General features: G+C 42.2%; 22 protein-coding genes. 10 read left to right on the top strand and 12 right to left on the bottom strand.

The window, feature by feature from the left end; translation table 11 throughout:
- Positions 1–21: 21 nt before the first annotated feature.
- From IQ230_RS19965 to apcB, 7 genes are all read right to left on the bottom strand, one after another.
- Positions 22–2,223, bottom strand: coding sequence for a GumC family protein (locus tag IQ230_RS19965; RefSeq protein ID WP_193934005.1), 2,202 nt, complete (start codon positions 2,221–2,223; stop codon positions 22–24).
- Between the two features lie 193 nt (positions 2,224–2,416).
- Positions 2,417–3,706: a cytosine permease gene (gene codB / locus IQ230_RS19960; RefSeq protein WP_193934004.1), complete on the bottom strand. Its 1,290-nt coding sequence runs from the start codon at positions 3,704–3,706 to the stop codon at positions 2,417–2,419.
- A gap of 297 nt (positions 3,707–4,003) precedes the next feature.
- Positions 4,004–4,492 (bottom strand): ureidoglycolate lyase, encoded by a 489-nt coding sequence (locus tag IQ230_RS19955; RefSeq protein ID WP_193934003.1) that lies wholly within the window; start codon positions 4,490–4,492, stop codon positions 4,004–4,006.
- Between the two features lie 36 nt (positions 4,493–4,528).
- Positions 4,529–5,164, bottom strand: coding sequence for a uracil phosphoribosyltransferase (upp, locus tag IQ230_RS19950; protein WP_193934002.1), 636 nt, complete (start codon positions 5,162–5,164; stop codon positions 4,529–4,531).
- A gap of 62 nt (positions 5,165–5,226) precedes the next feature.
- Complete coding sequence (locus tag IQ230_RS19945; RefSeq protein WP_193934001.1) at positions 5,227–6,456, bottom strand: URC4/urg3 family protein; 1,230 nt, start codon at positions 6,454–6,456, stop codon at positions 5,227–5,229.
- A 26-nt stretch (positions 6,457–6,482) separates the two neighbouring features.
- Positions 6,483–7,739, bottom strand: coding sequence for a GTP cyclohydrolase II (locus IQ230_RS19940; protein ID WP_193934000.1), 1,257 nt, complete (start codon positions 7,737–7,739; stop codon positions 6,483–6,485).
- A gap of 433 nt (positions 7,740–8,172) precedes the next feature.
- A complete protein-coding gene (apcB, locus tag IQ230_RS19935; protein ID WP_193933999.1) occupies positions 8,173–8,682 on the bottom strand; it encodes an allophycocyanin subunit beta in 510 nt (169 codons plus the stop codon).
- A 430-nt stretch (positions 8,683–9,112) separates the two neighbouring features.
- Here apcB and glnA point away from each other — a divergent pair, with 430 nt between their 5' ends.
- From glnA to IQ230_RS19910, 5 genes are all read left to right on the top strand, one after another.
- Positions 9,113–10,534: a type I glutamate--ammonia ligase gene (gene glnA, locus IQ230_RS19930; protein WP_193933998.1), complete on the top strand. Its 1,422-nt coding sequence runs from the start codon at positions 9,113–9,115 to the stop codon at positions 10,532–10,534.
- A gap of 202 nt (positions 10,535–10,736) precedes the next feature.
- Positions 10,737–11,792, top strand: coding sequence for a class I SAM-dependent methyltransferase (locus IQ230_RS19925; protein ID WP_193933997.1), 1,056 nt, complete (start codon positions 10,737–10,739; stop codon positions 11,790–11,792).
- Positions 11,793–12,012: 220 nt separating this feature from the next.
- On the top strand, positions 12,013–12,510 hold the full coding sequence (locus IQ230_RS19920) for a YbjN domain-containing protein (protein WP_193933996.1): 498 nt from the start codon (positions 12,013–12,015) through the stop codon (positions 12,508–12,510).
- A gap of 75 nt (positions 12,511–12,585) precedes the next feature.
- Positions 12,586–13,263 carry a lipoate--protein ligase family protein gene (locus IQ230_RS19915; protein ID WP_193933995.1) on the top strand — a complete coding sequence of 226 codons (678 nt, stop codon included), beginning with the start codon at positions 12,586–12,588 and terminating at the stop codon, positions 13,261–13,263.
- Between the two features lie 284 nt (positions 13,264–13,547).
- Positions 13,548–14,843: a purple acid phosphatase family protein gene (locus tag IQ230_RS19910; RefSeq protein ID WP_193933994.1), complete on the top strand. Its 1,296-nt coding sequence runs from the start codon at positions 13,548–13,550 to the stop codon at positions 14,841–14,843.
- A gap of 649 nt (positions 14,844–15,492) precedes the next feature.
- Here IQ230_RS19910 and IQ230_RS19905 read toward each other — a convergent pair.
- Positions 15,493–15,750, bottom strand: coding sequence for a MoaD/ThiS family protein (locus tag IQ230_RS19905; RefSeq protein ID WP_099699945.1), 258 nt, complete (start codon positions 15,748–15,750; stop codon positions 15,493–15,495).
- Between the two features lie 334 nt (positions 15,751–16,084).
- On the opposite strand from IQ230_RS19905, the gene IQ230_RS19895 reads away from it, so the two are divergent.
- The gene (locus tag IQ230_RS19895; RefSeq protein ID WP_228055172.1) at positions 16,085–18,013 is read left to right on the top strand and encodes a tetratricopeptide repeat protein; all 1,929 of its coding nucleotides are present in this window, start codon (positions 16,085–16,087) and stop codon (positions 18,011–18,013) included.
- A 201-nt stretch (positions 18,014–18,214) separates the two neighbouring features.
- Here IQ230_RS19895 and IQ230_RS19890 read toward each other — a convergent pair whose 3' ends face one another.
- The 3 genes from IQ230_RS19890 to IQ230_RS19880 form a co-directional block, all read right to left on the bottom strand.
- Positions 18,215–18,802: a J domain-containing protein gene (locus IQ230_RS19890; protein WP_193933992.1), complete on the bottom strand. Its 588-nt coding sequence runs from the start codon at positions 18,800–18,802 to the stop codon at positions 18,215–18,217.
- A gap of 64 nt (positions 18,803–18,866) precedes the next feature.
- Positions 18,867–19,460, bottom strand: a complete 594-nt coding sequence (locus IQ230_RS19885; RefSeq protein ID WP_099699949.1) for an ATP-dependent Clp protease proteolytic subunit — start codon at positions 19,458–19,460, stop codon at positions 18,867–18,869.
- A 107-nt stretch (positions 19,461–19,567) separates the two neighbouring features.
- On the bottom strand, positions 19,568–20,227 hold the full coding sequence (locus tag IQ230_RS19880; RefSeq protein ID WP_193933991.1) for an ATP-dependent Clp protease proteolytic subunit: 660 nt from the start codon (positions 20,225–20,227) through the stop codon (positions 19,568–19,570).
- Positions 20,228–20,444: 217 nt separating this feature from the next.
- Here IQ230_RS19880 and IQ230_RS19875 point away from each other — a divergent pair, with 217 nt between their 5' ends.
- Positions 20,445–21,698 (top strand): vWA domain-containing protein, encoded by a 1,254-nt coding sequence (locus tag IQ230_RS19875; RefSeq protein ID WP_193933990.1) that lies wholly within the window; start codon positions 20,445–20,447, stop codon positions 21,696–21,698.
- An 81-nt stretch (positions 21,699–21,779) separates the two neighbouring features.
- Positions 21,780–22,181 carry a fasciclin domain-containing protein gene (locus IQ230_RS19870; protein WP_193933989.1) on the top strand — a complete coding sequence of 134 codons (402 nt, stop codon included), beginning with the start codon at positions 21,780–21,782 and terminating at the stop codon, positions 22,179–22,181.
- Positions 22,182–22,420: 239 nt separating this feature from the next.
- Here IQ230_RS19870 and IQ230_RS19865 read toward each other — a convergent pair whose 3' ends face one another.
- Positions 22,421–24,004: a B12-binding domain-containing radical SAM protein gene (locus IQ230_RS19865; protein WP_193933988.1), complete on the bottom strand. Its 1,584-nt coding sequence runs from the start codon at positions 24,002–24,004 to the stop codon at positions 22,421–22,423.
- Between the two features lie 455 nt (positions 24,005–24,459).
- Here IQ230_RS19865 and IQ230_RS19860 point away from each other — a divergent pair, with 455 nt between their 5' ends.
- Complete coding sequence (locus tag IQ230_RS19860; protein ID WP_228055170.1) at positions 24,460–24,684, top strand: hypothetical protein; 225 nt, start codon at positions 24,460–24,462, stop codon at positions 24,682–24,684.
- Between the two features lie 681 nt (positions 24,685–25,365).
- Entirely contained in the window at positions 25,366–26,208 is an 843-nt protein-coding gene (locus tag IQ230_RS19855; protein WP_193933987.1) for a hypothetical protein, read from the top strand.
- The last annotated feature ends 789 nt before the right edge of the window (positions 26,209–26,997 follow it).

Genomic DNA, 26,997 nt, shown 5'->3' with positions numbered 1-26,997 from the left:
GGCTTGGCTGCAACACCAGATTTATCTTCGAGTTATTATTGGTGCATTCTCTTCTACAGGGAAGTTCTTTTCGTTGGCGTACTCCTTTGCATAGTAGAAGTAGCTGTCTGACTCGTTTTCGGGAATGACACCATTGACAACTAAGCCTAGGACATTTTGTCCCGATCGCTCTAATGATTCTTTAGCAGCGGCTGCACTTGAAGAGTCCAAAACACCAGGGCGTGCTACTAATAAGACACCGTCTGTCATTTTACCGAGCGTCACAGCGTCGGCTGCTAAGACTAAGGGTGGTGCATCAATGATGACAAAGTCATAGTTATTTGTGAAGTATTGCACCAATGAAGCCATCCGTTTTGAGTCGAGAAGTGCCATAGGGTTGGGAGGAATGACTCCTGCACTAAGCACGTCAAGTTTGGGAATCACTTCTGTAACAACTGACTCAAACTCAGCTTGCGAGACAATCACATCGCTTAAGCCTGCAGCGTTGGTCAATTCCCAAATATGGTGTTGTAGCGGATGGCGCATATCTGCATCAATGAGTAATACCTTACGACCAAGCTGTGCCATAGCAGCAGCTAAATTAGCAGATACAGTTGATTTACCTTCTTTAGGAACAGCACTTGTGACAACAATCGCTTTCAGTGGCTTATCTGAACTGAGAAATTTTAAGTTTGCTTGCAGCATTCTGTACGCTTCGCTGATTGGCGATCGCGGTAGATTAATCACCGGTAACTCAGGAATTGACCATTCTTGATTGCGCCGGTTGGCATAACGTTTGCCAAAGTAAGGAATTGTCCCTAATAGCGTATAATCAAGTCTTTCACGAGCTTCGCGTAAAGTTTTAACGGAGCGATCACTTAATTCTAAAATGCATATTGTCAGAATTGCTAATATGAGCGCTAACACGTTGCCTAATGCTAAAATCATCGCTCTTTTGCGCACTGATGAGTTTTCTGGCACAGTTGCAAATTCAATGATTCGGGCATTACCCATATTTTGGTTTTCAGCTACCCTAACTTCTTGTAATCTCCGCAACAAAGTTTCGTAGGTAGATTGGGCAGCTTCTAAACGTCGCTCTAATTCTCTTTGCGTTTGTTCTAGTCGAGGCAGAACATTGATTCTTTGCCGATAGGCATTGTAGGTGTTATTAAGTGAACTGAGGCGACTTGTTAAACCTAAGCGCTGAATCTCTGAATTGACATAATTTTGTGTCAACTCCTGCCGAATTTCACCCATTTGTAAATTGCTAGGTGAAACTTCCGTTGCTGCTGCATTGCCAATTACGCCTTGTACGCGCTCTTCTAGTAAAGCTCTTAAAGCATCTCTCCGTTCCTGTAAGCCTAAAATTGTTGGATGCTCTCCAACAAAGCGAGTTTGCTGTACAGCTAATTCGGCTTCTACTTGTTGATATTCGGTGAGAACTTTTTGTATTCCTGGCGATTGATTCAGTGATGTGAGCGTAATTCCTTCTTGGGGATTCATACCCACTTGTTGTTGAAGAGTTGCGCTTCTTGTTGTTGTGTCTGCAAGTTGAGCCTGAGTTTCCGTAATTTGGTTTTCTAGTTGCTTGACTGCTGCTACTGCTGTTTTTGCCTCTTCATCTAAAGCAACAACTTGATTTTGTTCTTTGAATTGACGTAGTGCCTGTTCTGCTTGGCGCACTGTTGCTTCCATCTGCGGCAATTGCTTAGCAATAAATTCTCCTGCCGCCGATGCTTCGGCTCTGTTTGTGATGATATTGTTTTCTATGTACAAATTCATCACTTTGTTAACAACTGCAGCAGCTTCTTCTGGATCTTCGCTTTGATAAGATATCTGCAACACATCTGTCAAAGGAATATTTTTGGCGTTAATTCTATTTGCAAGTGTCTGTGGCTTCATTAATGAACCACCACTGTTTCTCAGATTAAGTGCCGAAATCGTTTTTTCTACAAAAGGTACAGAACGAATAATCTCTATTTCTGTATTGAGAGGATTGGCTTTTGTTGCTATTGCTTCTAGCTCGCCAACGTTAATATCTTTTAAACCAGAGATTGCTGTCGTTCTATCCGCTCTTTTGAATAAGAGCTTTCCTTGCGCTTCGTATACAGGTCGTTGCATTGAAGCAAGTGCGGCGGCTGCAGCTACAACAACGCCAAATACACCTGCCGCAGGTAACCAGCGCCGTTTTAAAATCAACCAAACTCTTTTCAGGTCTATGTCGATAGTTTCGTTAGATTCCATAACCGACTCATCCATATATAAAGGGCGGACAGGTGTGTTTTGCCAATCAGCCTATCGCAGCTTTTTAAAAATGTCCACGTTGTACTGTTATCAGCTATACACTACTACTAGTGAATTTTCCCCGTAGATCTGTGTAGATAATTATACCAGCTTGTTGAATTGAGAATGGGGAAACATTAAAAGATCATTATAGTTAATTCATTGCGTTTGTTTTTCTTGTACCTAATACAAATTTACTCAAAATAAAGTAAAGGATGACAGCAGCGATAATACCGTTAATTGGCTTAATCCCTGGTGCAGCCCAGGCGATCGCTGAAGCAATCAGATAAGCAACAATTCCTGCCCAGTTAAATGGTGGTTGGCTTTGATCTAACAACGTTGGAAATTGTCCTCTGCGTAACAACCAATAATCTGCCATGACAACACCTCCGATTGGAGGAATAAATGTGCCAAGCAAAATTAAGTAAGGAACTAGCAAATTATAAATTCCACCCCAAGCCAAGACTAAAGCAACAGTAGCACCACCTAAAACAAAGGCAGTACGCTTGTTTGTGCGAAACATATGCGCGCCTGCTACTGAAAAAGCGTAGATAGTGTTGTCTTGTGTTGTCCACATATTCAAGAACAACAGGACTAATCCCCAAAACAGCAATCCTTGCTGAGCCATGACTTGTACAATATCTTCATTGCCATAGACTAAGGCACAAAAAGCACCACTAAAAATCAGTAAGCCATTGGCAAGAAAAAAAGCAGCCAAAGTACTCCAAAATGCTGTACGCCCATTCTTAGCAAAACGACTCCAATTTGTAGCTTGAGTTCCACCAGAAACAAAAGTACCGACAATAATCGTAATCGCTTCACCAATTCTGAGTTGCTCTGTGGGGACAATTGCTTGTAAGCCAGTTAATCCACCAACATCTCTGGCGGCGATCGCCAAACTCCAAAACATTAAAACCAGCATTGCAGGAACAGCAATCCGACTCAGCCAATCCATTGCCTGATAACCAATATAAGCAGTCGAGCAGAAAAAATATGTAAAGAAAAGGACAATCAACCAATTAAAAGAGCTAGGAACTCCAGCTAATTGATTGAGCAAGTCTGCCATTAAGGCTGAACCCCAAGCATACCAACCAATTTGGGTAAAGCCCAACAGAAAATCTACCCAACGCGAGCCAACGCTACCGAAACTAAAGCGTGCCATCAGCACCGTACTTAAGCCACTACGCGCGGCGATGTAGCTGAGTAATCCTGCATAAAGACCTAACAGTAGATTACCTGCCACAATCAAACTGACTAGTTCGGGAAAGCGAAATGCTGGACCAACTCTACCTCCAGCAAACAAAGTACCAGAATATAACGTAAATCCAATTAGCAAAGGAGCCAATGACCAGATCGATTTACGAGCGTCTAATGGGACAGCACTAAGAGGATAATCCTCATTAACTTGCGATCGCGCAGCTAGTTGTTCCGATGTGCTACTCATGAAAAACCACAAATTATTGTTGCAGATATCTTGACTCTGAGTGGCATCTAAGAACCGTATTCTAGTTGACCAAGAAGGAGCGAGGAGCGAGGAGCGAGGAGTGAGGGAAAAAGAAAAACATAGAGGAGAAAAGCAATTCTTTCAATCTTTTTACTCGATCCTCATCCCCTTGAACAGATGTAAACTAACTTGTGGAGACGGAGAGCTGCTTATACAGGCGAGCTGGGGGAGAAATTTTTACAACTAACGGCTACCCACTCTTTGACTCGCTCCTCGCCCCTCACTCCCACACTCCTTTTAAACAATTTCCCATTCCAGATTCGCTTGCTGCAAGAAATTATAGGTATCGTGGTCGTTGATGTTGGTATCGCTGAGTTCTAGATTATAGAAATCGACGAAATCATGGTCAAAGTAAGGTCCAGCGTGCCAAGTACCGATTTCTAACTTAATAAAGCGATCGCCTGGAACTCGAAAAGCGGCAACTTTATCAAGATCTGGCTGTGCACTATCACAGGGAGGTGCAACTGCTAGTAACCATTCTTTTCCTGCAAGTGAACCCAAACATTGAGTACATTGGAGGTGACGGGTAATTGTGTGAAATTTACGCCCGCGTTGCTGCAAGCGCATAATGTAGAAGCGAGGAAGGCCATTGTGCAATACTAACTGCGCATCAGTGGAGTCATAAGCTTTACCATCGCTCCTCGCAGAAATAACTTGACCATAAGACTGAAAGTTTGTTGGTGTAACTAATTGCGCGGTTAATCGGTTGAGCATAGCTGGAGCCATAAGTTAAACTCCTTTGTTAATCGCAATCGTCATGACTCAGTGGGTACCAAACAGGCGATCGCCTGCATCACCTAATCCTGGCACAATATATCCACGATCATCTAATTTTTCGTCAATCGCAGCCGTATATATTGGGACATCAGGGTGTTGTTCGTGAAGATACTCAATTCCTTCGGGTGCAGCAAGCAAGCAAACAAACTTCAAAGAAGCAGGATTCGTTGACTTCAAGCGCGTCACTGCAGCAGCAGCAGAGTGTCCTGTTGCCAGCATTGGATCGACAACTAACATATCGCGCTTATCGACATCGTGGGGTACTTTGAAATAGTATTCAACTGCGATCAGTGTTTTGGGGTCGCGGTACAAACCAATATGTCCTACTCTAGCTGAAGGCATTAACTCTAACATTCCATCTAAAATTCCCTGCCCCGCTCTTAAAATTGAGACAATGACCAGCTTTTTATCTGGTGCGAGTACTGGTGCTTCCATTGTCGCTAAAGGTGTTTTAATCGTTTCAGTTTTGAGTGGTAAGTCTCGTGTCACTTCATAAGCTAACAACAAGCTAATTTCTTTTAAGAGGGTGCGAAATTTGGCTGTACTCGTTTCTGCTTTACGCATTAGCGTTAGCTTGTGTTGAATTAAGGGATGACTAATGACAGTTACTTCAGCTTGCATAAGGCGCTCATATTAGGTTTTGAATAAATGGGATTATCTGTCTAATTGTCAATTGCCAGCCCCTAAAATACAGTGCCATCGCTGTCAATTTGAATCGGCGGAGTACCATTGCTTCTTAAGTGTGCAGCAATTTTACGTCCTGCACTCCACGTTCCACCTTGGAGGACTTTAACCAGCGGTAATTCCTCAGCATTCATCCTCAACTTTGAACGGATGGTATCAGCAATATAATCCAATGAAATCACCGTTAAAGCTCGCCACTCAACAATGATTTCTGAATCTACTGAATGTCGGTGTTGTAATACGTCTGAATGTTTAGGCTGCAACAGTCCGAGATCGAGACATAAACCACCATTGCGGTACTCTGGCAATCCAGTTAAAGCATCTAGTCCAGTAATTTCTAAGCCTAGTTCTTGCAAGGGTTCTAGTAACGAATAAGTTAGCCACTGCGAAAGTTTGTGAAACGGTACTAATCCTGAACTCAAATTCTGAGTATTAGCGATCGCTGAGTGAAGCCAGACATCACCGAGATTTATGCCAGCAATTTGTATACCTGTCCAAATATCGCCTAATCCTTCTAACACTGTGCTAAAAACTGTCTCAGCCGCTAGTTCCCCATTAGTTGCTTTTGCTAACAAGTAGTTGACTAATCCTCCAGGACGAGGGTTGTCATTGCCAAATAGTTGCGGACAATCGACTATTGTTTGTCCTAATCGACGCAACAATTGCAATCTACCAGGTAAACCTACTAAGGGATTTTGATCGCTGATCTGAAAACCATCAGCAAGAGCGTTTTCTGTCAGTTTTTGCAAGCCCAACGCATTTGCTTGTAACTTGTCAGTATGACTTGAAAAAATCCCTTGACAAAACATTTGAAGACTGGCGACAGCTAGTCCTTCTGAGCGGCTGAACGCGAAATCAGTCTCAGGTTCATGATACTGCCAAACTGCTCCTGCGCCAGCATCAAGTAAGACACTGACAACAACTAAATCAAATTTTGCCTGGGCTTTGGCTAGGGGTGTTAATTTTGATAATTGTCGATCGAGTTGTGCTAAACAAGTTCCAACCTGAAAATGACGCCAGCGGCTATGAAAGGGAATTTGTAAATCTGGATAGTCTTCACGAATCACCTGAATAACATAATCTGCCACTCGTTCTAGCTGTGTCAAATCGCAACGAAAATGCTCTAGACGATCCTCACACCCTAAATCAAATAAAATGCCACAGCGATCGCGAATTGCTTTAGCTGAACGTAAATACGCAATTTCCTGTTGTTCCTTCTCCCCCTGCATCTTCCACTCCTACTAGGATCGCAAGATTAATCTAATCCCCGCCCTTTAATTTCAGCTAAAGTTGTTGTATCGGCGACTTCTTTGTCGGTATAGTATCCCGCTGCTTTTTTCGCTTCAATTTCTACCCGTGCATCTTGAGGAATCAACTCCTCTGGAATCGGGACGCGCTCAACGATTTCAATTCCAGACTGGGTAACTGCATCGTATTTCAAATTACTCATTGATACCATGCGATCAATGCGCGTAATCCCTAACCAGTGCAGAACATCAGGCATCAATTCTTGAAAGCGCATATCTTGTACGCCAGCAACGCATTCAGTACGTGCAAAATAAGCATCAGCGCGATCGCCTCCTGATTGACGTTTACGAGCGTTATAAACTAAAAACTTTGTCACTTCTCCTAAAGCGCGTCCTTCTTTGCGGCAATAGATGATAACACCAGCACCTCCCTCTTGGGCAGTTTGCACGCACACTTCGATACCATGAACTAAATAGGGACGACACGTACAAATATCAGAACCAAAAACATCAGAACCGTTACACTCATCATGAACTCTCACAGCTAGAGGTTTATTGGGATCTGCGATCGCTGCCACATCCCCCACAATGTATACGGTAATACCGCCAATAGGTGGTAAAAATACTTCTAAATCAGACCGCGTGACTAACTCTGGGAACATACCACCAGTTTGCTCAAATAAGGCACGACGTAAATCGGCTTCAGTTATGCCAAAGCGTTTGGCAATTCCTGGTAAATACCACACAGGATCAATCGCAGCTTTTGTGACAACTAGATCGCCACGTAGTTTAAGAATTTCACCATCAATGCGCAATCGTCCGGCTGTTACTGCGTCTTGTAACTCCGGCATATTAATATGAGCTTTGGTGATTGCGATCGTTGGTCGGATATCATAACCTTGCTCGTAGTAGGACGTAAATACTTCTCCTACCATTGCTCCAAACGGATCGAGTGAGACAATTTTTTCTGGATCTGCCCAACTCGGGTGCGGTCCAATTTGCTCTACAGGAGATGTGTTTGTCAGATCTGCACGATAGTCAGATTGCAGGACTCCTCTAGCAACTGCCAAAGCACGGTACACTGCATAACTACCTGAATGAGTACCAATAACGTTGCGATATGCTGGATTTGTCAATGTCGCGATAATTGGACCGCGATTAGTGGGATCTGCGCTTCCCCAAGAAATTGGAATCGGTTTAGGTCCAAAATTACTGGGATGTGATGTGAGCACAATATGCCGAGAAACGTGCTTTTTGTTTGGCATAGTTATGAAGATAGTGTTTTAAATCAAGAAGCTTGGCGACTAAAGTCATAGTTAAATTAAAGCCATTAGCGTTTAGCTAATTGCCAATCCAAGAGCGCTAGTCGCTTTTATAGGTTTTATCTGTATAGCTGCGGCTGAGAACCGCTAAGTTCTTCTGTGTCAAACTGACATTGGTTTAAGTTCATCATGATAGAACTTTTGTCAAGGAGTTGCCAAGCGGGTATTAATACTGTTTTGGTTTAAAGTTGCGACACTGTAAATCAGCAGAGCAGAGTGAAAGATGATGATTGATAGTGACTAAAGATTCTGAGATTGGTATATGCAAAAGCGATCGCATTTTAACTTGATGCACTCAAGCCGCGATCGCTCAATTTGTATTTAGGAGGGGTTTAAAACCACTTACGTCAAGATCTCTACATTCCTGACCCCTGCTTTAAATATCTTGTTCGCCCAACTCGCCCGTCATATAGTCAAAAGGCTCATCCACAAAATTTGTGTCACTAACTCCTGAGGCTGCGACTTGCTCTTTAACAATATTCTTCATGATTTGAATACCTTGAATCGTTGGACCAATTGGTACTCCTAACGAATTGTAAGTTTCTCGCAAACCTTGCAACACTCTTTCATCTAGAACATCCATACTGCCTGCAACTAATGCATAGGTAGCATAGCGTAGGTAATAGTCCATATCGCGCAAGCAAGCGGCATATCGCCGTGTTGTATAAGCATTACCCCCAGGGCGAATCAGTTCTGGTAGTTCGTCAAACAACTGAGAACCAGAACGTTTGACGATTGCAGCTGCATTGCCATTAATTGCTGCTGCGGCTTGGACTCGTGCTGTACCTGTTTCAAAATAGGATTTTAGCCGTTCTATTGCATCTCGGTCAAAGTACCGACCTGCTACATCATAAGTTCCAATTAAAGTTGTTACCGCGTCCCGCATGAAATTGATCTCCGAATTCCTATTTGTGGTTTGATATTCTTGAGTTGATTTTTTGTACCTAGTATTTATGACTATGGTGCCTAAAGTATAGAAATAGCGCTCAGGCAATTTACTCGCTACTTATGGATTCTATGCCAATTTGACTACCGATTTGAGATTGTAAATCTGAGATTTTATAAATGATGTTATTTTATGCTGCATCTTTTGATTGTCTTAGTTGGTGATTTTCAACTTCACAAGCCGTATTGTTAAGCAAAGGGAGTCAATCTCACAATCTTTCGCAAAGAATCCTAATAGAATCAGTAAAAACGAATTTTTGTATAATAAACTACAAAACTGCCCTTACTCTATCCTTAGGATGATCCAAAAGTGGCACAGTTTTAGTCTGAACCTAATAGCGGCAGCAGGATAAAAAAGTTAAGGAGTTACCATGTCTGAAAAAACCCCGCAAGATGTCTTGAAGATGATTCAAGACGAAAACATTGAACTGATCGATTTAAAATTTGTCGATCCCTTAGGTACTTGGCAACATCTCACGGTGCATCAATCGCTGATCGAAGAAGAAAGCTTTACTGAAGGGGTAGCGTTTGATGGCTCCAGTATTCGTGGCTGGAAGTCAATTCATGAATCAGACATGGCAATGCGACCAGATCCTAATACTGCCTGGATTGACCCCTTTATGGCAGACAAAACACTGTCATTGATTTGTACAATTTTAGAGCCGCGTACCGGAGAACTTTACGATCGCTGTCCGCGCGCGATCGCCCAAAAAGCATTAGATTTTCTTCAAGCGGCAAATCTTGGCGATACAGCATTTTTTGGTCCAGAAGCAGAATTCTTTATTTTCGATGATGTCCGCTTTGACCAAACTGAAAACAAGAGCTACTACTACGTAGATTCCGCCGAGGGTCGTTGGAATTCGGGACGAGAAGAAGCAGGCGGTAACTTAGGTTATAAACCTCGCTACAAAGAAGGTTACTTCCCCGTGTCACCCACCGACTCGTTGCAAGATATGCGCAGTGAAATGCTGCTGACAATGGCAAAATGCGGTGTCGTGATTGAAAAACATCACCACGAAGTTGCTACCGGCGGTCAGTGCGAGTTAGGGATGAAGTTTGCACCGCTAATCAAAGCTGCTGACGATTTGATGGTTTACAAATATGTCATCAAAAACGTTGCGAAGAAATACGGTAAGACCGTCACCTTCATGCCCAAGCCAATCTTTAACGATAACGGTTCAGGGATGCACACTCACCAATCAATTTGGAAAGAAGGTCAACCCTTATTTGCAGGCGATCGCTATGCCGGTTTAAGCCAGATGGCACTGCACTACATCGGTGGTATCCTAAAACACGCTCCCGCGTTGTTAGCCTTTACCAATCCCAGCACAAATTCTTATAAGCGTTTAGTTCCTGGTTTTGAAGCACCTGTAAACTTGGCATACTCCCAAGGGAACCGTTCAGCTTCGGTACGAATTCCCATTGCTTCTAGCCCCAAGGCAAAGCGTTTAGAGTTCCGTTGTCCTGATCCTACCGCAAACCCCTATCTTGCGTTTGCGGCGATGTTATGCGCGGGTATTGACGGTATCAAGAACGAAATTGATCCTGGCGATCCTTTAGATGTAGATATCTACGAACTTAGCCCTGAAGAGTTGGCAAAAGTCCCCTCAACACCAGGTTCTTTGCTTGAGGCTTTACAAGCACTCGAAGACGATCACAGCTTCCTCACGGCTACTGGAGTCTTTACAGAAGACTTTATCAACAACTGGATTACCTACAAGATTGATAAAGAAATCAACCCGATGCGGCTGCGTCCTCACCCCTACGAGTTTGCCCTCTACTATGATGTGTAATCTCTGTTGCTGAAATAACATTTTGCCACCTCATGCAGGTGGCTTTTTTATTGCTCATGAAGTCGTCAGGTTTTGAGATTGGGCGAGAAAAGATATCTCTAAGTTATGGCGATACATATCTAAAGGGATATGAGACGATGAGTAAATTCGTTACAATTATTTACAGTAGATCGCTATCGTTAAGATAATTTACGCCACTCTCATGCCTGATACTTTAACCAAGCTGACTTATCAGACTTTTCAGCAGGGCAAAAACTACTTTGGTTTAGCGCACAAAATATTAAGCACTCGGTTGATGAACATGGTTTCTCCAACCGAAAGCCAGGCTAGACCGATCTCTCCTGATGTTTTATTGAAAATTCAACAAAGATTAAATCAGTTACTTGAAACTGATTGGCAAGATGCTGAAGCAGGTATCTATCCTAAAAGCTTACTATTTGATAACCCTTGGGATGAGTTTTTCCTTTACTACCCAGCTGTTTGGCTTGATTTACCCCAAATTTGGGAACGGGCAAAACAAAAGCAGTATCAAGATTTTTCGCCTGATATCAATGTAGAAGGTTATCCCAACTACTATATCCGTAACTTCCATCACCAAACAGGTGGCTATTTGAGCGATTCATCTGCCAAGCTATATGACTTACAGGTAGAGATTCTATTTGGTGGTACTGCCGATCCGATGCGACGACGGATTCTCGCGCCACTCAAGCAGGGTTTGCAAGAAGTTGTGAATGTACCACCACACCAAGTACGCATTCTTGATGTCGCTTGTGGAACGGGGCGTACCTTGAAATTGATTCGTGCGGCTTTGCCTGAAGCATCTTTATTTGGAACTGACTTATCACCAGCTTACTTACGTAAGGCAAATCAACTCCTATCGCAAAATCCTGGCGAATTGCCACAGTTGCTGCAAGCTAATGCGGAAGAATTACCTTATTTAGATAATTACTTTCATGCGACAACTTGCGTGTTTCTGTTCCACGAACTACCAGGCCCAGTACGTCAAAAAGTTATTGATCAATGCTTCCGCGTGACTCAGCCTGGAGGTGTATTTATCATCTGCGATTCGATACAGGTCAGTGATTCGCCTGATATGGTTCCTGTGATGGAAAGCTTTCACGAAACTTTTCACGAACCTTTCTATAAACACTATATGACCGACGACTTGGTTGAGCGTCTAACAAAAGCGGGCTTTGAGAATGTTACGACTCAAACTCATTTCATGAGTAAAGTGTTTGTTGCCCATAAGCCAGCTTGAAGAGGGGTGAGGAGTGAGGGGTAAGGGGCCAGAATTCACTAAAGAACTAGCCCGCTCAACCCTTTTTATTGATATAGGCGATCGCAAGCAATGATGAGTATTTGCAGGCGATCGCTTTCATTCTTTGACAATAAATAATTGACTTATTTACCCAGTAGCGCACCTCAGACGATACATTGGGTCTAGAGATACTTCATTAATAGTGCAAATCTAAATTTCTATGACGAGCTTTCAAGCCGATCCGGAAACAGTTGCTACCCAATTGTCCACTAATGAAATGATCGATGAGTTGCTTGATGAAGCAACCAGCGATGACCCTGTGGCAGTGATTCAAACAGTCATCTCCAGTCTAGAAGAAGATGACACCGCGATGGTCAGTCAAACTCAGGAAGGTCATTTATGGAAGTTTAAATACGGTAGCGTTGAAGTATTTGTGCAACTTACTGGGTTAAGTGACGAAGATACCTTAACAGTTTGGTCTGCGGTGCTAAAACTGCCAGTAAAAAATGAAGCACAATTAATGCGTAGACTTATGGAAATGAACTGGTCAGGAACTTTTGAAGCCTGTTTCGGTATTTTTGATGAGCAGATTGTTGTCTTGGCTTCGCGCACCTTAGCAGGAGTTTCTCCAGGCGAAATCTCGCGATTAATTACCATAGTCGCAACAATCGCCGATGATAATGATGAAGCTTTACAATCTGAATTTGGTACAGCTTAATATTTGACCTTGTTGCCTAAATCCTCAATAAAATGGCGGCTAATTCCGCTTTTCGCTGCACCAGGGCGGGTGCAAATGGCAATCGACCGTTGGTTACTCGAACAACATTCTTCTGGTTTGCATCCGTCTACTCTGCGATTTTATACGTGGTCGCCAGCAGCAATTTCCCTAGGCTATCATCAGCATAAATATCCAGAAGCTTGGCAACATCTAACTTGGCAAGGTCAACCTGTTGATTTGGTACGTCGTCCTACTGGAGGACGTGCAGTGTTACACCAAGGGGATCTTACTTATACGGTAGTTACATCAGGTTTAACTGGCAATCGCGCCCAAGTATACCAGCAGATTTGTGATTTTTTGATCCAAGGGTGGCGATCGCTGGGCGTAGAATTACACTATGGAACTGCAGGACGCGGCTACGTTCACAATCCTAACTGTTTTAGTACAGCAACTAGCGCGGATTTAGTGTTAGCCAATGGCACGAAGTTGATTGGTAGCGCACAGCTTTTCTATAAGGGGGCTGTTTTACAACACGGTTCAATCCGCTTAGAACCTGATACAGAACTTTTGACTGAAGTATTTGGTACTAAGGCAGAACCAATTGTACCGATGGCAACACGAGGAGAATGCTTGCGTGTCATGGTAGCTGAAGCTTTGATGAAGGCAGCTATAAGTTGCTTTGATATGCAGTTTGAAGTACAACCACTTTCACCGAGTGAATGGGCAGCAATTGAAAGTCTACAGACTGATTAAGTAAGGATCTTGTAAAAAAAAACAATAAAAGCGATCGCGCCAACATTCAAATCACGAATAAGTGCGTTAAACATAGAGTTGGAGTTTAGCGACAAAAGTTCATGAATTGTTCAAATTGTCAACATCGCGCCTCTGTTACTTGTCCTTTGCAGCAAAGAGTGTTATTCGTTCCTGAAACACGGGATGCAATCTCTAAAGGATTTTGCACGCATTGGACACCAAAAACTCATACTTAAAACCTGTTTTAGTCTAAAAGCGCGTGATGATTTTCAGAAGTGGCACAAATGAGTAAAGATTCAAGTTTTGATTTGCTGGAGGTACAAACCGCATCGTTAACTCAAGCAACAGCTAAGATAGAAAACCGAACACCTAAATCATCCATTATTCGAGGTCCCTATCTACAACAGGGAACAGATTCTAGTATTATTATCCGTTGGGCTACAAACATCCCAGCTCAAGGAAGTGTCTTGTATGGTACTGAACCACACAAACTGTTGTTCAAGGCTACAGAAACAGCAATAACCTGCGACCATACGGTGAAACTCCAAGAGCTTGAGTCAGATACAAAATACTACTACGCGATCGCGACTTCAGCAGAAGTTACTCAAAGCAGCGAAGATAATTTTTTTGTCACTGCACCAAAACAACCAAAGCCAACTCGTATTTGGGTTGTCGGTGATTCAGGACGAGGTAATGATATTGCTGCACAGGTACGCGATGGATACCTCAAGTTTACTGGCACGCGCCACACTGATTTGTGGCTGATGTTAGGAGATAATGCTTACGACACTGGTACTTGGGATGAGTATCAGCAGGGGGTTTTTGAGATGTATCCGCAAATTTTACGTAACAGCGTACTCTGGACAGCGATTGGCAACCACGATGCTGGAAGTGCCAGTTCAGAGTGGCAAACTGGACCGTATTACGAGTTATTTAATCCTCCTACCCAGGGTGAGGCGGGCGGTGTCCCATCGGGAACAGCAGCATATTATTCGTTCGACTACGGTAATATTCACTTTATTTGTCTCGATTCTTACGGTAGCGATCGCGCGTCTACAGGTGCAATGTTAACTTGGGCTGCTGAAGATGCAGCGGAATCTGATAAAGATTGGCAAATCGCATTTTGGCATCATCCCCCATACACAAAAGGATCGCACGATTCGGATACAGAAATTGAATTGATTGAAATGCGCGAACGTGCCTTACCAGTTTTAGAAGCAGCAGGTGTAGATTTAGTTTTATCTGGTCACAGTCACTCTTACGAACGTTCCTACTTAATTGATGGGCATTATGGCACATCAGACACCTTTACTTTGCAAATGATGCAGGATCGAGGTAGTGGTCAAGAAGACAACTCAGGAGCATATCAAAAGCCTTCTGATGCAGCTCATACTGGTACAGTGTATATAGTTGCTGGAACTTCAGCGCGTGCTGATGAAGTTTCACCACATCCCGCAATGCATACATCTTTGAGTATTCCTGGATCTTTGGTGCTAGATGTACAGGAAAAACGGCTTGATGTCACTTTTGTTGACGATCTCGGAGAGGTTCAGGATTATTTCACGATGAAGAAAGGGTAATCACATCACTTTGCTTTTAGGAAACATTGAGGCTTCTTGCCATTCCTAAGACAGGAAAACGCGATCGCCTTCTTGATACGGAGTTGCGCCCCGTCACCGTGGTTCTAAAGCGTGAAATTCTAAACTTGACATCTCAACAAGGTAACTTGTCGCGTAGCCGAGATAATGACTTTTTTTACTGCGCTATTGGGTGATATTTCTGTTGCTAACGTCCCTGTAATAACTTGATTGTCTATTTTTACTTGACCTTGATTGCCCTTAACTTGTATGAGAACTCCTTCTAAAAAGTTAGCGCCACCAATAAATTCTGCTACATAGAGGTTGACAGGATGGTCATAAACTGATATCAGAGTACTACGCGCATTTCTCAGAGTTGAACTAACTTAAAGGCGTCGGTAACTCTTGTATGAATTTCGTCACGCGCTAACCGTTTGACTTGTAGGGAAAAGCGGACATTTTCAAATACTGATAAATGAGGAAACAGCGCATAGTCTTGAAATACGGTATGGACATTGCGGCGATAGGCGCTTATGCGGTTGACATATTGATTGCTAATTCAGATTTTGCCACTGTTAGGAATTTCAAAGCCACCAATTAAACGTAGTAGAGTAGTTTTACCGCTTTGCTACGTATTGGGTGGTTAGATGAATTAACCTCCACTGACTGGCGGAATTAACACTACCTCATCACCATCATTTAGAGGAGTTTCTGGTTCGACAAATTGAAGGTTGATCCCAAACCGAGTGACATTAGCCCACTGGCTGAGTTCTGGGTGTTCTTGAATGAGGCGATCGCGTACTTCAACAACTGACGTCCCTTGCGGAAATGCTAATATCAACTCTGAGGTTCCATAAGCTTCTTGGTATGCGGCAAATAGCTTTACTGTCACCTGAATCAATTTAGTCATATCAATCTTACTGAACGCACGTTTTCTGCTAATTAATGGTTAATGGGTTGATCATCAACTATTCACAGCCCTTAAGTTACCTTTATTTTCACCCAATTATCTCAGTTGCACGATCAAGAAATGTCACCATAGTGGGCTTTTAGGGAATAAGAATATAAACCCTGAAATCGCAAACAAGTCTATGCTAACTTACTGGCAAGTACCATTATTATTCATTAGTACTGTAACTATTATTACAGGGCAACCCCACATTGTTGCAGCATTACCTGACTATAACTTCTATAGACTATTAAACTAGTCCTGTCGTGTTTCAACTCAGAGCGATCGCAAAACGCTGAATCTAGATTTAGAGAATACTGATAAATTTATCAAACTTAATTCAGAGTATGCGCCAGCTTGGGTAAGACGTGGTGAACTGCGCTTTGCTATGGGAAATAAAAAAGGTGCGCTAGAAGATTACACTCAAGCAATTCGCTTGAATCCTCAGTGTACTATGGCATACTATAATCAAGGTTTTGTGCGCTGGCAGCAAAAAGACGCACAAGGAGCGATCGCCGATTATAGCCAAGCAATTCGTCTCGATTCTCGTCACGCTACAGCTTATTACCATCGCGGCAGTATTTATCACACATCGGGAGAGTATAAAGCCGCACTTGTAGATTATAATGACGCAATTCGGATTTCTCCTCACTATGCTGATGCCTACAAACATCGCGCAATTGTCCGCGATCGCCTACGAGATAAACCTGGTGCGATCGCTGATTACACTAAGTATCTGCAGTATTACCCTAATAATGACCAAGTTTATTACTATCGCGGTACGCTGTTCTATCAACTAATGTCGGCGAGGTTTCCTCGCCGCCCGTTGATATATCAATTAAAAAATTATCAGCAAGCATTAACCGATTGCGATCAAGCATTGCGTCTCAATTCAGAGTATGCAGAAGTTTATTACAACCGAGGTACAACTTACTCAGTTTTAGGTAATCAACAACGCCAACTGGCAGATTACGAAAAGGTTCTACGTCTCAATCCAGACTTGTTTATTCGTCACAATTACACGGCTAAAGCTTTTCTGAATCGGGCTAAAATTCATTCTGAAATCGCGGCGACGAAGCTGAAAACAAAAAGTTATGCGCAAGCGATTGAACACTATACACAAGCGATCGCTGATTATACGCAAGCAATTCGCATTGACCCTAATTATAGCAATCCCGACTACGCTACAGCTTATGCTAATCGAGGTGTTGCTCACGCACAATTAAATAAACACCAACTTGCTATACAAGACTATCAGGAAGCCTTACGGTTAAATCCTGGATATGCACAAGTCTATTATTCTCGCGGTAACTTACGCTACCATTTTACTGATTACTCAGGAGCCGTTCAAGACCATAGCACAGCGTTAATGCTCAATCCAGACCTCATTGAAGCATACTACGCCCGTGGTGATGCACACAGTGCTTCTAGCAAATATCAAGAGGCAGAAGCTGATGACAATGAATTTCTGCGCTTTTATCCAAAACACGCTACAGCACATTATAAACGTGGTAATGTCCGCTTGGAACTGGCAAAATATCCTGAAGCTGTTGCTGATTACAGCGTATTCTTGCGATCGCCGCCTCTCCATGCTGAAGCTTACTATAAACGCGCTGATGCCCGCGTTCAGTTAAAAGATAACCAAGGTGCGATTGAAGATTATAATTACTTTATTAGCTTGAAACCTAATTATGCAGAAGCTTACTACAAGCGGGGTATGGCGCGTGAAGATGGGGGAGATGTAGAAGGCGCAGCGGCAGATTATCACCAAGCTTTGCAACTCAATCCACAGCTTGTAAAACTCTACACTAATCGCGGAGTTGCCCGCGATGACATGGCTAATAAGCCAATCGGTTTAGCAGAATTTTCAATCCGCCCCAATCTGCCTTCACCTGTCGCTTACAATAACCGAGGTGTGGCGCATCGTCAATCTCAAACACCAGGCGCACTTACAGATTATGATGTTGCTTTGAGTCAAGATTCGCTAGCAGTTGGTGAAACTGAAGACGTGAATAAAGTGCTGCGTCACAATCTTGACAGTGTTTTTTATAATAATCAAGGTGTAGCGCGGTATCAAGCTGGAGATTTTGCAGAAGCACTGACAAATTACAATACTGCAATTCAGCTTGCGCCCAATTCTGCGATCGCATATTATAATCGCGGGCTTGTCGATCAAGAATTACAAGATAACCAAAAGGCGATCGCAGAATATAATGAGGCATGAAACTTGATCCAAACTATGCTGAAGCTTACTATCGCCGAGGTATATTACGCCATCAATTAGGTGAAGCGGATGCTTTGGGTGATTAAAACCAGGCTAAAGACTTGTTGGTTCAGCAAGGAAAGATCGATTTGTATCAGCAGATAGTTCAAATCATCAAATCTATAGAATAATACAGCATCCCTCATTTTTATTGAGGGCTATTTATCTAAAAATTCTTTCCATCCGGCGAAAATCTCGTTCTACTTCAGACCATAATGAACGATTATGCGGATCGGTTTTTAAGGCTTTTTTCAGATAAATTCTGGCAGTTTCAAGTTGGCGATCGCCGATTAATTGTCGTCCCCAACGTTGGTAGCTACTTGCTAACCAAGATTTAACTTCAGGATCTTGTGGTAATTTTTGGAAGAGTGTTTCTGCCAAGGCGATCGCTTGCGTAAATCTTTTATGTTTCCACAACTTCTGCAATTCTCGGTAAGAATTCCACTTCACTTGAAATTCAAATGCCGATAGCGGTGGTATGTAAGGTGAGGTATTTTTGCGAGTCACCTTTGTTGCGGGAGACTTTTTTACTGATGGTTCAGTTTTATCTTGTTGTGGTGCTTGTGTTGATTGTACTGAATCAAGTAATTTCCTATAAGCCTCTGTAATCGCAATAAATTTCTCTCTAGCGTGGTGATCTCCAGGATTAATATCAGGGTGATACTGCTGCACTAGCTTACGGTAAGCTGCTTTAATTTCCTCTAGCGTTGCTTCCGCTGTTAATCCTAATACTTGATAATAAGCTATCATACTCATCATTATCAATAATTAGCCATTAGCCATTAGCAATAAGCTATCAACTAATGGCTAACTTCTACGGTCTTTCTTCGATTACTTGGTCAATCAAACCGTACTGTTTTGCTTCTTCAGCCGACATGAAAAAGTCACGATCCATGTCTTTTTCTATTTTCTCGATTGGTTGACCAGTATTATCAGCATAAATCTGGTTCAACTGGTGACGAATTCGTAAAATTTCTCGTGCTTCAATTTCAATGTCAGTTGCTTGTCCACGAGTTCCACCAGAAGGTTGGTGAATCATAATTCGCGAATGAGGTAGTGCAAGTCTCTTCCCTTTGGTTCCCGCTGCTAACAAGAAAGAACCCATCGAAGCTGCTAAACCAACACAAATTGTTACCACATCTGATTTGATGTGTTGCATGGTGTCGTAGATTGCCATACCCGATGTTACCATACCACCAGGCGAGTTGATGTAAAGGTAAATATCCTTACCTGGATCTTCGGAATCCAGATACAACATCATGGCAATGATTTGGTTAGCGATTTCGTCATCAACATCTCTTCCTAGAAAAATAATGCGTTCTAGAGAAAGACGAGTGTAGATGTTAATCCACTGAGTATAAGCCCCTCCTGGCATCCGATAGGGGACTTGAGGAACGCCAATTGGCATAGTAACACTCCAAGTTTAGTGTAGAGAGTTTTGAGTTTTGAGTTTTGAGTTTTGAGTTTAAGAGAGTTTTGAGGACTCAAAATTCAAAACTAGCTACTAGCTAGTAATTACGAAACTCCTGCTGGTAGTTGAGGACTCGCGAGATCTTCTTTTGTCAACACGCGATCAATTAAGCCATACTCCACAGCATCATGCGGAGATATGTAGAACAACCGATCCATGTCCTTTTCAATTTTTTCGCGGGGTTGACCAGTGGTACTTGATAAAATATCAAGCATGGCAACTTTATTTGCTAGCACTTCTTTAGCGCGAATTTGAATATCAGTAGCTTGACCTTGAGCATAGCTTTTAGGTTGATGCAAGACAATCGTCGCATGAGGTAAGCTAGCACGACAGCCTTTTGTGCCAGCACTAAGTAACATTGCCGACATTCCCATCGCCATCCCAATACAGATTGTGTGAATAGGAGGCTTGATATACTTCATCGTGTCATAAATTGCGAAAGCTTCGGTTTCAAAACCGACAAGTTCGCCACTGTAACCCGAAGTACCTGTTGAGTTAATGTAAACTCGAATGGGTTTTTCTGGATCTTCTGACTGTAAGTATAGTAATTCGGCAATGAGTAGTTCCGTTACCGCAGGTACTAAAGGCATCCCTAAGTAAACAATTCGTTCCTTAAGTATTAGGGATTGTAAGTCTGGTGGCGGTGTACGGTAGAAGTCATCGCCATAGTAGGGCGCTTGAACAGCCTTGATGGGTGATTCCATAGACAATGAATTGCCTAAAATATAGCTTTTATCTTTAGTACATCCTAACGCGTGCTAAAACGAAGCAGGAGTACGGTTTACTCACTATACAAGTATACTTAAGCCTGCTGACCCAGACGTAGGATATTCTGAGTATTAGTTATAACTGTTATGCGATCGCTTTTTACAAAAACTCGTTATCAACAATTTTTCCTCGCCTCGCTAGGAATTTAAGATTATGAAGGTCTTTATCCAACCTGCACTGAATGATGCCAACGTAGATGCGACTCAATCTAACACTCAACGTCAGTTAGCGATTTCGATTACTGCGGATACGCAAACTGAATTTGAATTCGATCGCAGCGTACCACTAAACCTCTGTCTGATTCTCGATCGCAGTGGTTCGATGAAAGGACATCCCCTCGAAACCGTAAAACAAGCAGCGAATGAACTTGTCGATCGCCTCACGCCTGGAGTAGATCGCCTAAGTGTTGTTGTTTTCGATCACCGTGCCAAAGTTCTGGTTCCCAGTCAAATTGTTGACGATCCTGAAAGTATCAAACGGCAAATCAAGCGCCTCTCAGCAGCAGGAGGAACTGCGATTGATGATGGCATGCGCTTAGGAATTGAAGAACTTGCTAAAGGCAAAAAAGAGTCAATTTCTCAAGCGTTTTTATTAACTGATGGTGAAAATGAACATGGCGACAATCAACGCTGTCTCAAATTTGCAGAACTTGCGGCAAGTTACAATTTAACACTCAATGCTTTGGGTTTTGGAGATCACTGGAATCAAGATATTCTAGAGCAAATTGCAGATGTGGGTGGTGGCACTTTATCTTATATTGAGCAACCCGAACAAGCTGTTGATGAGTTTAGCCGTTTATTTAACCGCATCTCGACGGTAGGACTCACTAATGCTTATTTGCTATTTTCACTGATGCCAAAGGTGCGCCTTGCAGAACTTAAACCGATCGCCCAAGTTGCACCAGATACGATTGAGTTACCGATTCAACAAGAAGCTGATGGACGCTTTGCAGTTCGTTTAGGAGACTTGATGAAAGTACAGCGTGTTGTTTTGGCAAACTTGTATATCGGACAATTACCAGAAGGTAGAAGCGCGATCGCACAATTGCAAGTCCGCTACGACGATCCTGGTATGAATCGTACAGGATTACTCTCAGAAACGATCCCTGTCATGACTAACGTCACTCGCGCTTATCAACCCGCGATTGATTCGCAAGTCCAAACTCATATCTTGGCATTAGCAAAATATCGCCAAACGCAACTTGCAGAGACAAAACTCCAACAGGGCGATCGCGCAGGCGCGGCAACACTCCTGCAAACCGCAGCAAAAACTGCCCTGCAAATGGGTGACAAAGGCGCAGCAACTGTATTGCAAACTTCTGCGACTCAGCTACAAGCAGGAGAAGAACTCTCCCAAGGCGATCGCAAGAAAACGCGAATTGTTTCTAAAACTAGATTGCAGGAATAACTATAAAACATTGAGATCAGTGCAATTTCTGAGAAAGTAGTTTATAGTTGTTAACAGATTACACAAAACTAGGTAACATACTTGGCTGACATTGTTGATACTGCCGTTAAGGCTGGTTCGTTTGATACCCTAGTTGCTGCAATCAAAGCTGCTAATTTAGTCGATACTTTAAAAGGTAAGGGTCCATTCACTGTCTTTGCACCCACAGATGAAGCTTTTGCTAAGCTTCCTGAAGGTACAGTAGATGCACTACTTAAAGATATTCCAAAGCTCAAAAAGATTCTGACTTATCATGTCGTTTCAGGCAAGGTAATGGCTGCTGATGTTGTCAAGCTGAACTCAGCTACCACAGTTGAAGGCTCAGATGTAAAAATTGATGCTTCCAATGGCGTTAAGGTAAATGATGCCACAGTTGCAACACCAGATGTAGCTGCTGATAACGGCGTTATCCACGTCATTGACACAGTGTTACTTCCTGCATAAGCAAATGCTGCAATAGGCAATATTAATTTGTGGGATAGCGAGTCTAGTATTTGCTATCCCACACTTGTATAAAATTTCTCAATAGAGGAATGAACCTCCTGCATCAATGTGAGTGCGAATGAATTCGCTTGCTATATAAACATTGCCCCAATAAAATTACTTAGAAAAATCTCATCTGAGTGTATAAAAATACATTTTGTTTGAGTAGCCCAAAGGGAGTCGTAAGGTATCTATAATTCTTAAGTATTTACTAGCATTGATTCTTGCTCAGGTAGCACAGATTGCAATGGATCGTACCCCAACTGTTGAGTAATTCGTTCTCTTGCTAAAGCGCGATACTCCCAAAAATGCTCTCCAGCGGCACATAAACCTAAATACATATTGAGAACTTGAGGCTTAGTGCGTAGGATTGTCCAGAGTTGCTGCCAAAACTGCTTCCTAATTTCAGAACGCCGTAAGCCCTGATGCCACACTAACTGGGCAAAAAGCCGCAGTCCTTTACCCGAAGGCAATTGCATTGTCTGCTTTCGTCCTGGGATTAAACTAATACTGAGACATTGCTGCAAACAGCGTCTAAGATAATTGGCAGGGTCATACAATGTCCAAAAGCCTTCGGTATACTCTTTAGCAATTTCACCCATAGGGCGAGTAGGGACAAAATTCATCAGGTTATTCTGATCTCCTACAGGAGTCATACCGTTGTCTGTAATTAAACGTTGCTCTTTCTGAAGTCGGTTCCACAAAGCAGTATTAGGTAATGCTTGCAGAATACCTAGCATAGGTTGAGGAATACCAGTCTGTTCAACAAAGGCTTGTATTCGTTCACCTGCACCCGAACGTTCTCCATCAAAGCCAAGGATGAACCCTGCATAGATCAGCATACCTGCTTGATTAATTTTGCGACAAGCTTCGACTAGTGGGTTACGAGTATTTTGAAGTTTTCGCGTCACTTGTAGGCTGTCTTGATCGGGAGTTTCAATGCCTAGAAACACTGCATAGAACCCTGCTTCACTCATCAGATGCAATAATTCATCATCTTCTGCTAAATTCACCGACGCTTCGGTCATAAAGGTAAATGGGTAGTTGTGCTGCTTTACCCAAGGAATGAGTTCGCGTAAAAAGCGTTTGACATTACGCTGATTGCCAATAAAGTTATCGTCAACGATAAAGAGCGATCCTCGCCAGCCTAAATCATAAAGTGCTTGTAATTCTGCGATGGTTTGATTTGGTTCTTTGGTGCGTGGTTTGCGACCATATAGCGAGATAATATCGCAAAATTCACAGTTGAATGGACAACCGCGAGAAAACTGAATCGCCATCATGAAGTAGGCATCCCGCTGTAGCAAATCAAAGCGGGGCATTGGGCTAAGGGTGACGTCTGGTTTTTCAATCGAGCGAAAAATTCCCTGTGTTTTACCTTGAGTCAATGCTTCAAGAAATTGGGGAACTGTCATTTCCCCTTCGTCTAGAATGAGATAGTGTGCTCCAGCATCAAGCGCATCTTGTGGAACAGATGTCGGATAGGGACCACCAACGGCAACTTTTTTCCCTAGCTGTACTGCTTTTTGAATGAGGACAAGAAAATCCGGTTTCTGTACTAACATTGCAGAAATGATGACTAGATCGCACCATTCCCAGTCGGCTGCTGTTTCGAGGTTGACGTTGCGATCGCAAAATCTAATTTCCCAATCTTCGGGTAAGAGTGCTGCAACTGTTATAATTCCTAGTGGCGGAATGACTGCTTTAAGTCCTGCGATTTCCATGCAGCGATCGTAAGACCAAAACGATTGGGGAAACTGAGGGTAAAGCAATAAAGCTTTCATAAGACCTCTGCGTAGCTTTGGTCTATTTTGACATGAGTAGTTGCACAGGTTAGGTTAACTTAGTTGAAGCACATAATCTCGCCTGCAATCGTTTTTTAAATGGGCATTGCTTGATAACAGTGGCTACAACGCCAGTAGAGTTTTCCTGCACATAGGTGACGCAGTAAGGTGTCTGAACAGCAAAGACAAGTATGCGTGCTGTCTATGGATTTTCCAATTGTTGTCGAGTTCCTTAAGCCACCCCCAATGATTAGCTGGAGTGAGGATGGCATCGAGCTTTTTAATAAAGCTTTCATCTTAATGACCTGTTGTTATTAACTTAAGTATAAATTACCTTGACAGAAAAATACCAAATCTGATAAAGAAATACTTCTTGTGGTTATGTGATAAGATAAATATATAGATTTACTGGGTAAAAGAGCGTAGCAAGATATTCTTTTAGCTCAGCTATTTCCTTGTCTCAAGTCGAGGATCACTTGAAAATTAAAGCGTTGAACATCAAGGTTGGCGATCGCATCATTGCCTACTGCAACAATAAGATGCAGATCTGCACAGTAAAACGTATTCTAGATAATCAAAGCAACGTCACCCTCTCGGTATTTACGTCCGAGCATTATCGCAGTTCAGTCTTACGTGTCATCCGTTTCCAAGGGGACGCTTTAGTTGATTTAGTAGGCTAAAACTTTCTCCAGTACCAACCATTTAGTGCGTCTCACCAAATTCTCAACCCCAACGGTCTGACTCTGATTTCATCAGTTTATAAGACTCACAGCTAGCTTGTTCTAAACCGAGACGATCTACAATTGGGAAAGTAGACGTACTCCATCCGTTCTCCAGGCTCATAGAAACCCTGCTCAAATAGTAAAGGAACGCGCTCTAAGTTAGAAAGGTTTAGGTAGGCTGCATGGGGTAGAGCAGCCAATAGCTAATTTCTAGATGGGTCATACACAGATATTAAAATCCTTCTTAAGCCAGTTGTTTAAAAAAACAACTGACGGCACGAGGAAAGGTTATTAGACCCAGCTTTGATGTCAAAAGGTGAATTATTTAAAGAACAAGCTCGCAGGCTAGTTGGTATATCCTCATTATACTCTGACAAATTAGCTTACACAGTAGAGCACAGAGTGATATAGTAATGATGGTACGATAGATAACGTAGCTAAAATAGGTTTTGGCTTTAGAGTGCCAAACAAACAAGTTTTATATTGAAAACTAAATATTAATAACCGAGATGAGCGCGTCTACTATTGGTTTTGCACTTTTTACCTGCGCGAGTAGTAGTGAAGTCTGACCGCTATGTTTGTCTATATCTGTCCATCACAAATAATCTTCATTAATCTCTAATAAAGAAAAGAATCACCATGTTAGAAGAAATTGAAGCAAAAGTCGCGAAGATGCCACCACCACAATTGATTCAAGTGCCACCTAAATCACGATTAGCTTTGACTCTACATGAAAGCTACCCACAGGGGTTAACAATAACTTGGCAATGGACTTTAGCAAAAGTTAGTGAGGCTTTAGTTGCTAGAAATACTGCTGAAATTCTCGAGCTATTATTTATCCAACTAGATTATACGCAACTTATTGGTAATGCTGTTGAGGATGTACGTAGTCTCGTCAGACAACCAGCTGATGAAAATTTGCTGATAAAAATTGAAGCTAAACTCGATTCATTTAAAAAGTTGATGGGTGAATATTTAAAGCAACCTCAAACCCATACACTACAAAGCAATGACCTGCTTGACGAATTTAATTATATCATTCAAGAACTACAAAGTTTAGATGTTGTAGGTGTTGGAGCTTTTATGCTAGCTTCAGGTTCTTACTTAGCACTACTGCAAGAACAAGCTTCATTAGGAGAAATAGAGTGGAGTTGTGTTAAAAAACAGGCAATTAAGTACAGTCAATATGCTGCAAGTGTAACTCCTAAGTTATTTAGACTGACTGTTGGGCAAATTGATAAAGCGTGTTACTGCATCAACTGGGAAGCTGAAAGTCAAGAAAGAAGTATGCAATATGAATGTCATTATTTTGATGGAAAAGATATGCACCTGTTTTTAGCAATCAGCCCAAATGCAGAGATGGAATGCAATAAACATCGCTTGTTAATGTTCCAGAGTGTTACAGACAAAGTTAATCAAACAGCTGTTAAGCCGGTGCGAACAGCACTTAAACAATGGCAGAAAATGGCAGCAAGTCTTTGAAAGATTAAATTGTCCCCTAGAGTTGCAACAAGGGATAGAGTAATAGGTTAAGAATTTAAAACTTGCCCCTGATTTTTTAGATCAGAGGCATATCTGGGTCATTAAGGAACAACGGAAAGGACTAAGACTTATTTCCCTCCTAGCCCATCATGTCTATTTGCATCTTTTTTTTGCTTCTTTGTGCCATCAGATTTCGCTTTTGGCTTTTTGGCTTCTCTGTTTCCTTTCTTCTCTTTTGACATATCTATTCCTCAATAGAGGTTCTCTTCATTGTGACTTAGATAACTACACTTTGGGAGGTTTTCCAGAATATCAGTGCCGACTCAAACGAGATTTAAACTTTTTGTATTTGCGATCGCCACCTTACTGTGTACGAACAACAGCATATAATCGCGAGTCAATATATTACTTTTTACCTTTTGTGTCGTAGTTAATGAATCGACTCAGAAATCAAAAAAATATCTCTTATTTATAAATCTCTTTTGCTTTCAGTTTGCTACGTAGAAATGAGCTTCTTCGCCCAAAAAGCAAAAATAGAATAATTAGGCATCGATACTCTTTTAAAATTGGTATAAAAACCTCTTAAGTTTGAAGTATAAAGTTTTTCCATCTAAAGATTATATATATTTTTTTGTGCTATTAATCAGTCATTTGGTTGAACTTACAGCCTATTGCAGTTTTATGAGGCACAGTAGCAACAGTGAGTAAACCAGTTTTTCAAATGCACGGGATTAATTAAATCGAGTGCAGTGGCAATGAGAAGATCAACCCTGAATGCAGTAGTTGGGG

Source organism: Gloeocapsopsis crepidinum LEGE 06123 (assembly GCF_015207655.1).
Taxonomy (GTDB): Bacteria; Cyanobacteriota; Cyanobacteriia; order Cyanobacteriales; family Chroococcidiopsidaceae; genus Gloeocapsopsis; species Gloeocapsopsis crepidinum.
The sequence above is the reverse complement of the archived record's forward strand: the minus strand, read 5'-3'. Positions and strand labels throughout refer to the sequence as shown.

Coding starts and splice junctions, on each gene's coding strand:
- IQ230_RS19965 (WP_193934005.1), bottom strand. CDS start 2,223: ATGGAATCTAACGAAACTATCGACATAGACCTGAAAAGAGTTTGGTTG.
- codB (WP_193934004.1), bottom strand. CDS start 3,706: ATGAGTAGCACATCGGAACAACTAGCTGCGCGATCGCAAGTTAATGAG.
- IQ230_RS19955 (WP_193934003.1), bottom strand. CDS start 4,492: ATGGCTCCAGCTATGCTCAACCGATTAACCGCGCAATTAGTTACACCA.
- upp (WP_193934002.1), bottom strand. CDS start 5,164: ATGCAAGCTGAAGTAACTGTCATTAGTCATCCCTTAATTCAACACAAG.
- IQ230_RS19945 (WP_193934001.1), bottom strand. CDS start 6,456: ATGCAGGGGGAGAAGGAACAACAGGAAATTGCGTATTTACGTTCAGCT.
- IQ230_RS19940 (WP_193934000.1), bottom strand. CDS start 7,739: ATGCCAAACAAAAAGCACGTTTCTCGGCATATTGTGCTCACATCACAT.
- apcB (WP_193933999.1), bottom strand. CDS start 8,682: ATGCGGGACGCGGTAACAACTTTAATTGGAACTTATGATGTAGCAGGT.
- glnA (WP_193933998.1), top strand. CDS start 9,113: ATGTCTGAAAAAACCCCGCAAGATGTCTTGAAGATGATTCAAGACGAA.
- IQ230_RS19925 (WP_193933997.1), top strand. CDS start 10,737: ATGCCTGATACTTTAACCAAGCTGACTTATCAGACTTTTCAGCAGGGC.
- IQ230_RS19920 (WP_193933996.1), top strand. CDS start 12,013: ATGACGAGCTTTCAAGCCGATCCGGAAACAGTTGCTACCCAATTGTCC.
- IQ230_RS19915 (WP_193933995.1), top strand. CDS start 12,586: ATGGCAATCGACCGTTGGTTACTCGAACAACATTCTTCTGGTTTGCAT.
- IQ230_RS19910 (WP_193933994.1), top strand. CDS start 13,548: ATGAGTAAAGATTCAAGTTTTGATTTGCTGGAGGTACAAACCGCATCG.
- IQ230_RS19905 (WP_099699945.1), bottom strand. CDS start 15,750: ATGACTAAATTGATTCAGGTGACAGTAAAGCTATTTGCCGCATACCAA.
- IQ230_RS19890 (WP_193933992.1), bottom strand. CDS start 18,802: ATGATAGCTTATTATCAAGTATTAGGATTAACAGCGGAAGCAACGCTA.
- IQ230_RS19885 (WP_099699949.1), bottom strand. CDS start 19,460: ATGCCAATTGGCGTTCCTCAAGTCCCCTATCGGATGCCAGGAGGGGCT.
- IQ230_RS19880 (WP_193933991.1), bottom strand. CDS start 20,227: ATGGAATCACCCATCAAGGCTGTTCAAGCGCCCTACTATGGCGATGAC.
- IQ230_RS19875 (WP_193933990.1), top strand. CDS start 20,445: ATGAAGGTCTTTATCCAACCTGCACTGAATGATGCCAACGTAGATGCG.
- IQ230_RS19865 (WP_193933988.1), bottom strand. CDS start 24,004: ATGAAAGCTTTATTGCTTTACCCTCAGTTTCCCCAATCGTTTTGGTCT.
- IQ230_RS19855 (WP_193933987.1), top strand. CDS start 25,366: ATGTTAGAAGAAATTGAAGCAAAAGTCGCGAAGATGCCACCACCACAA.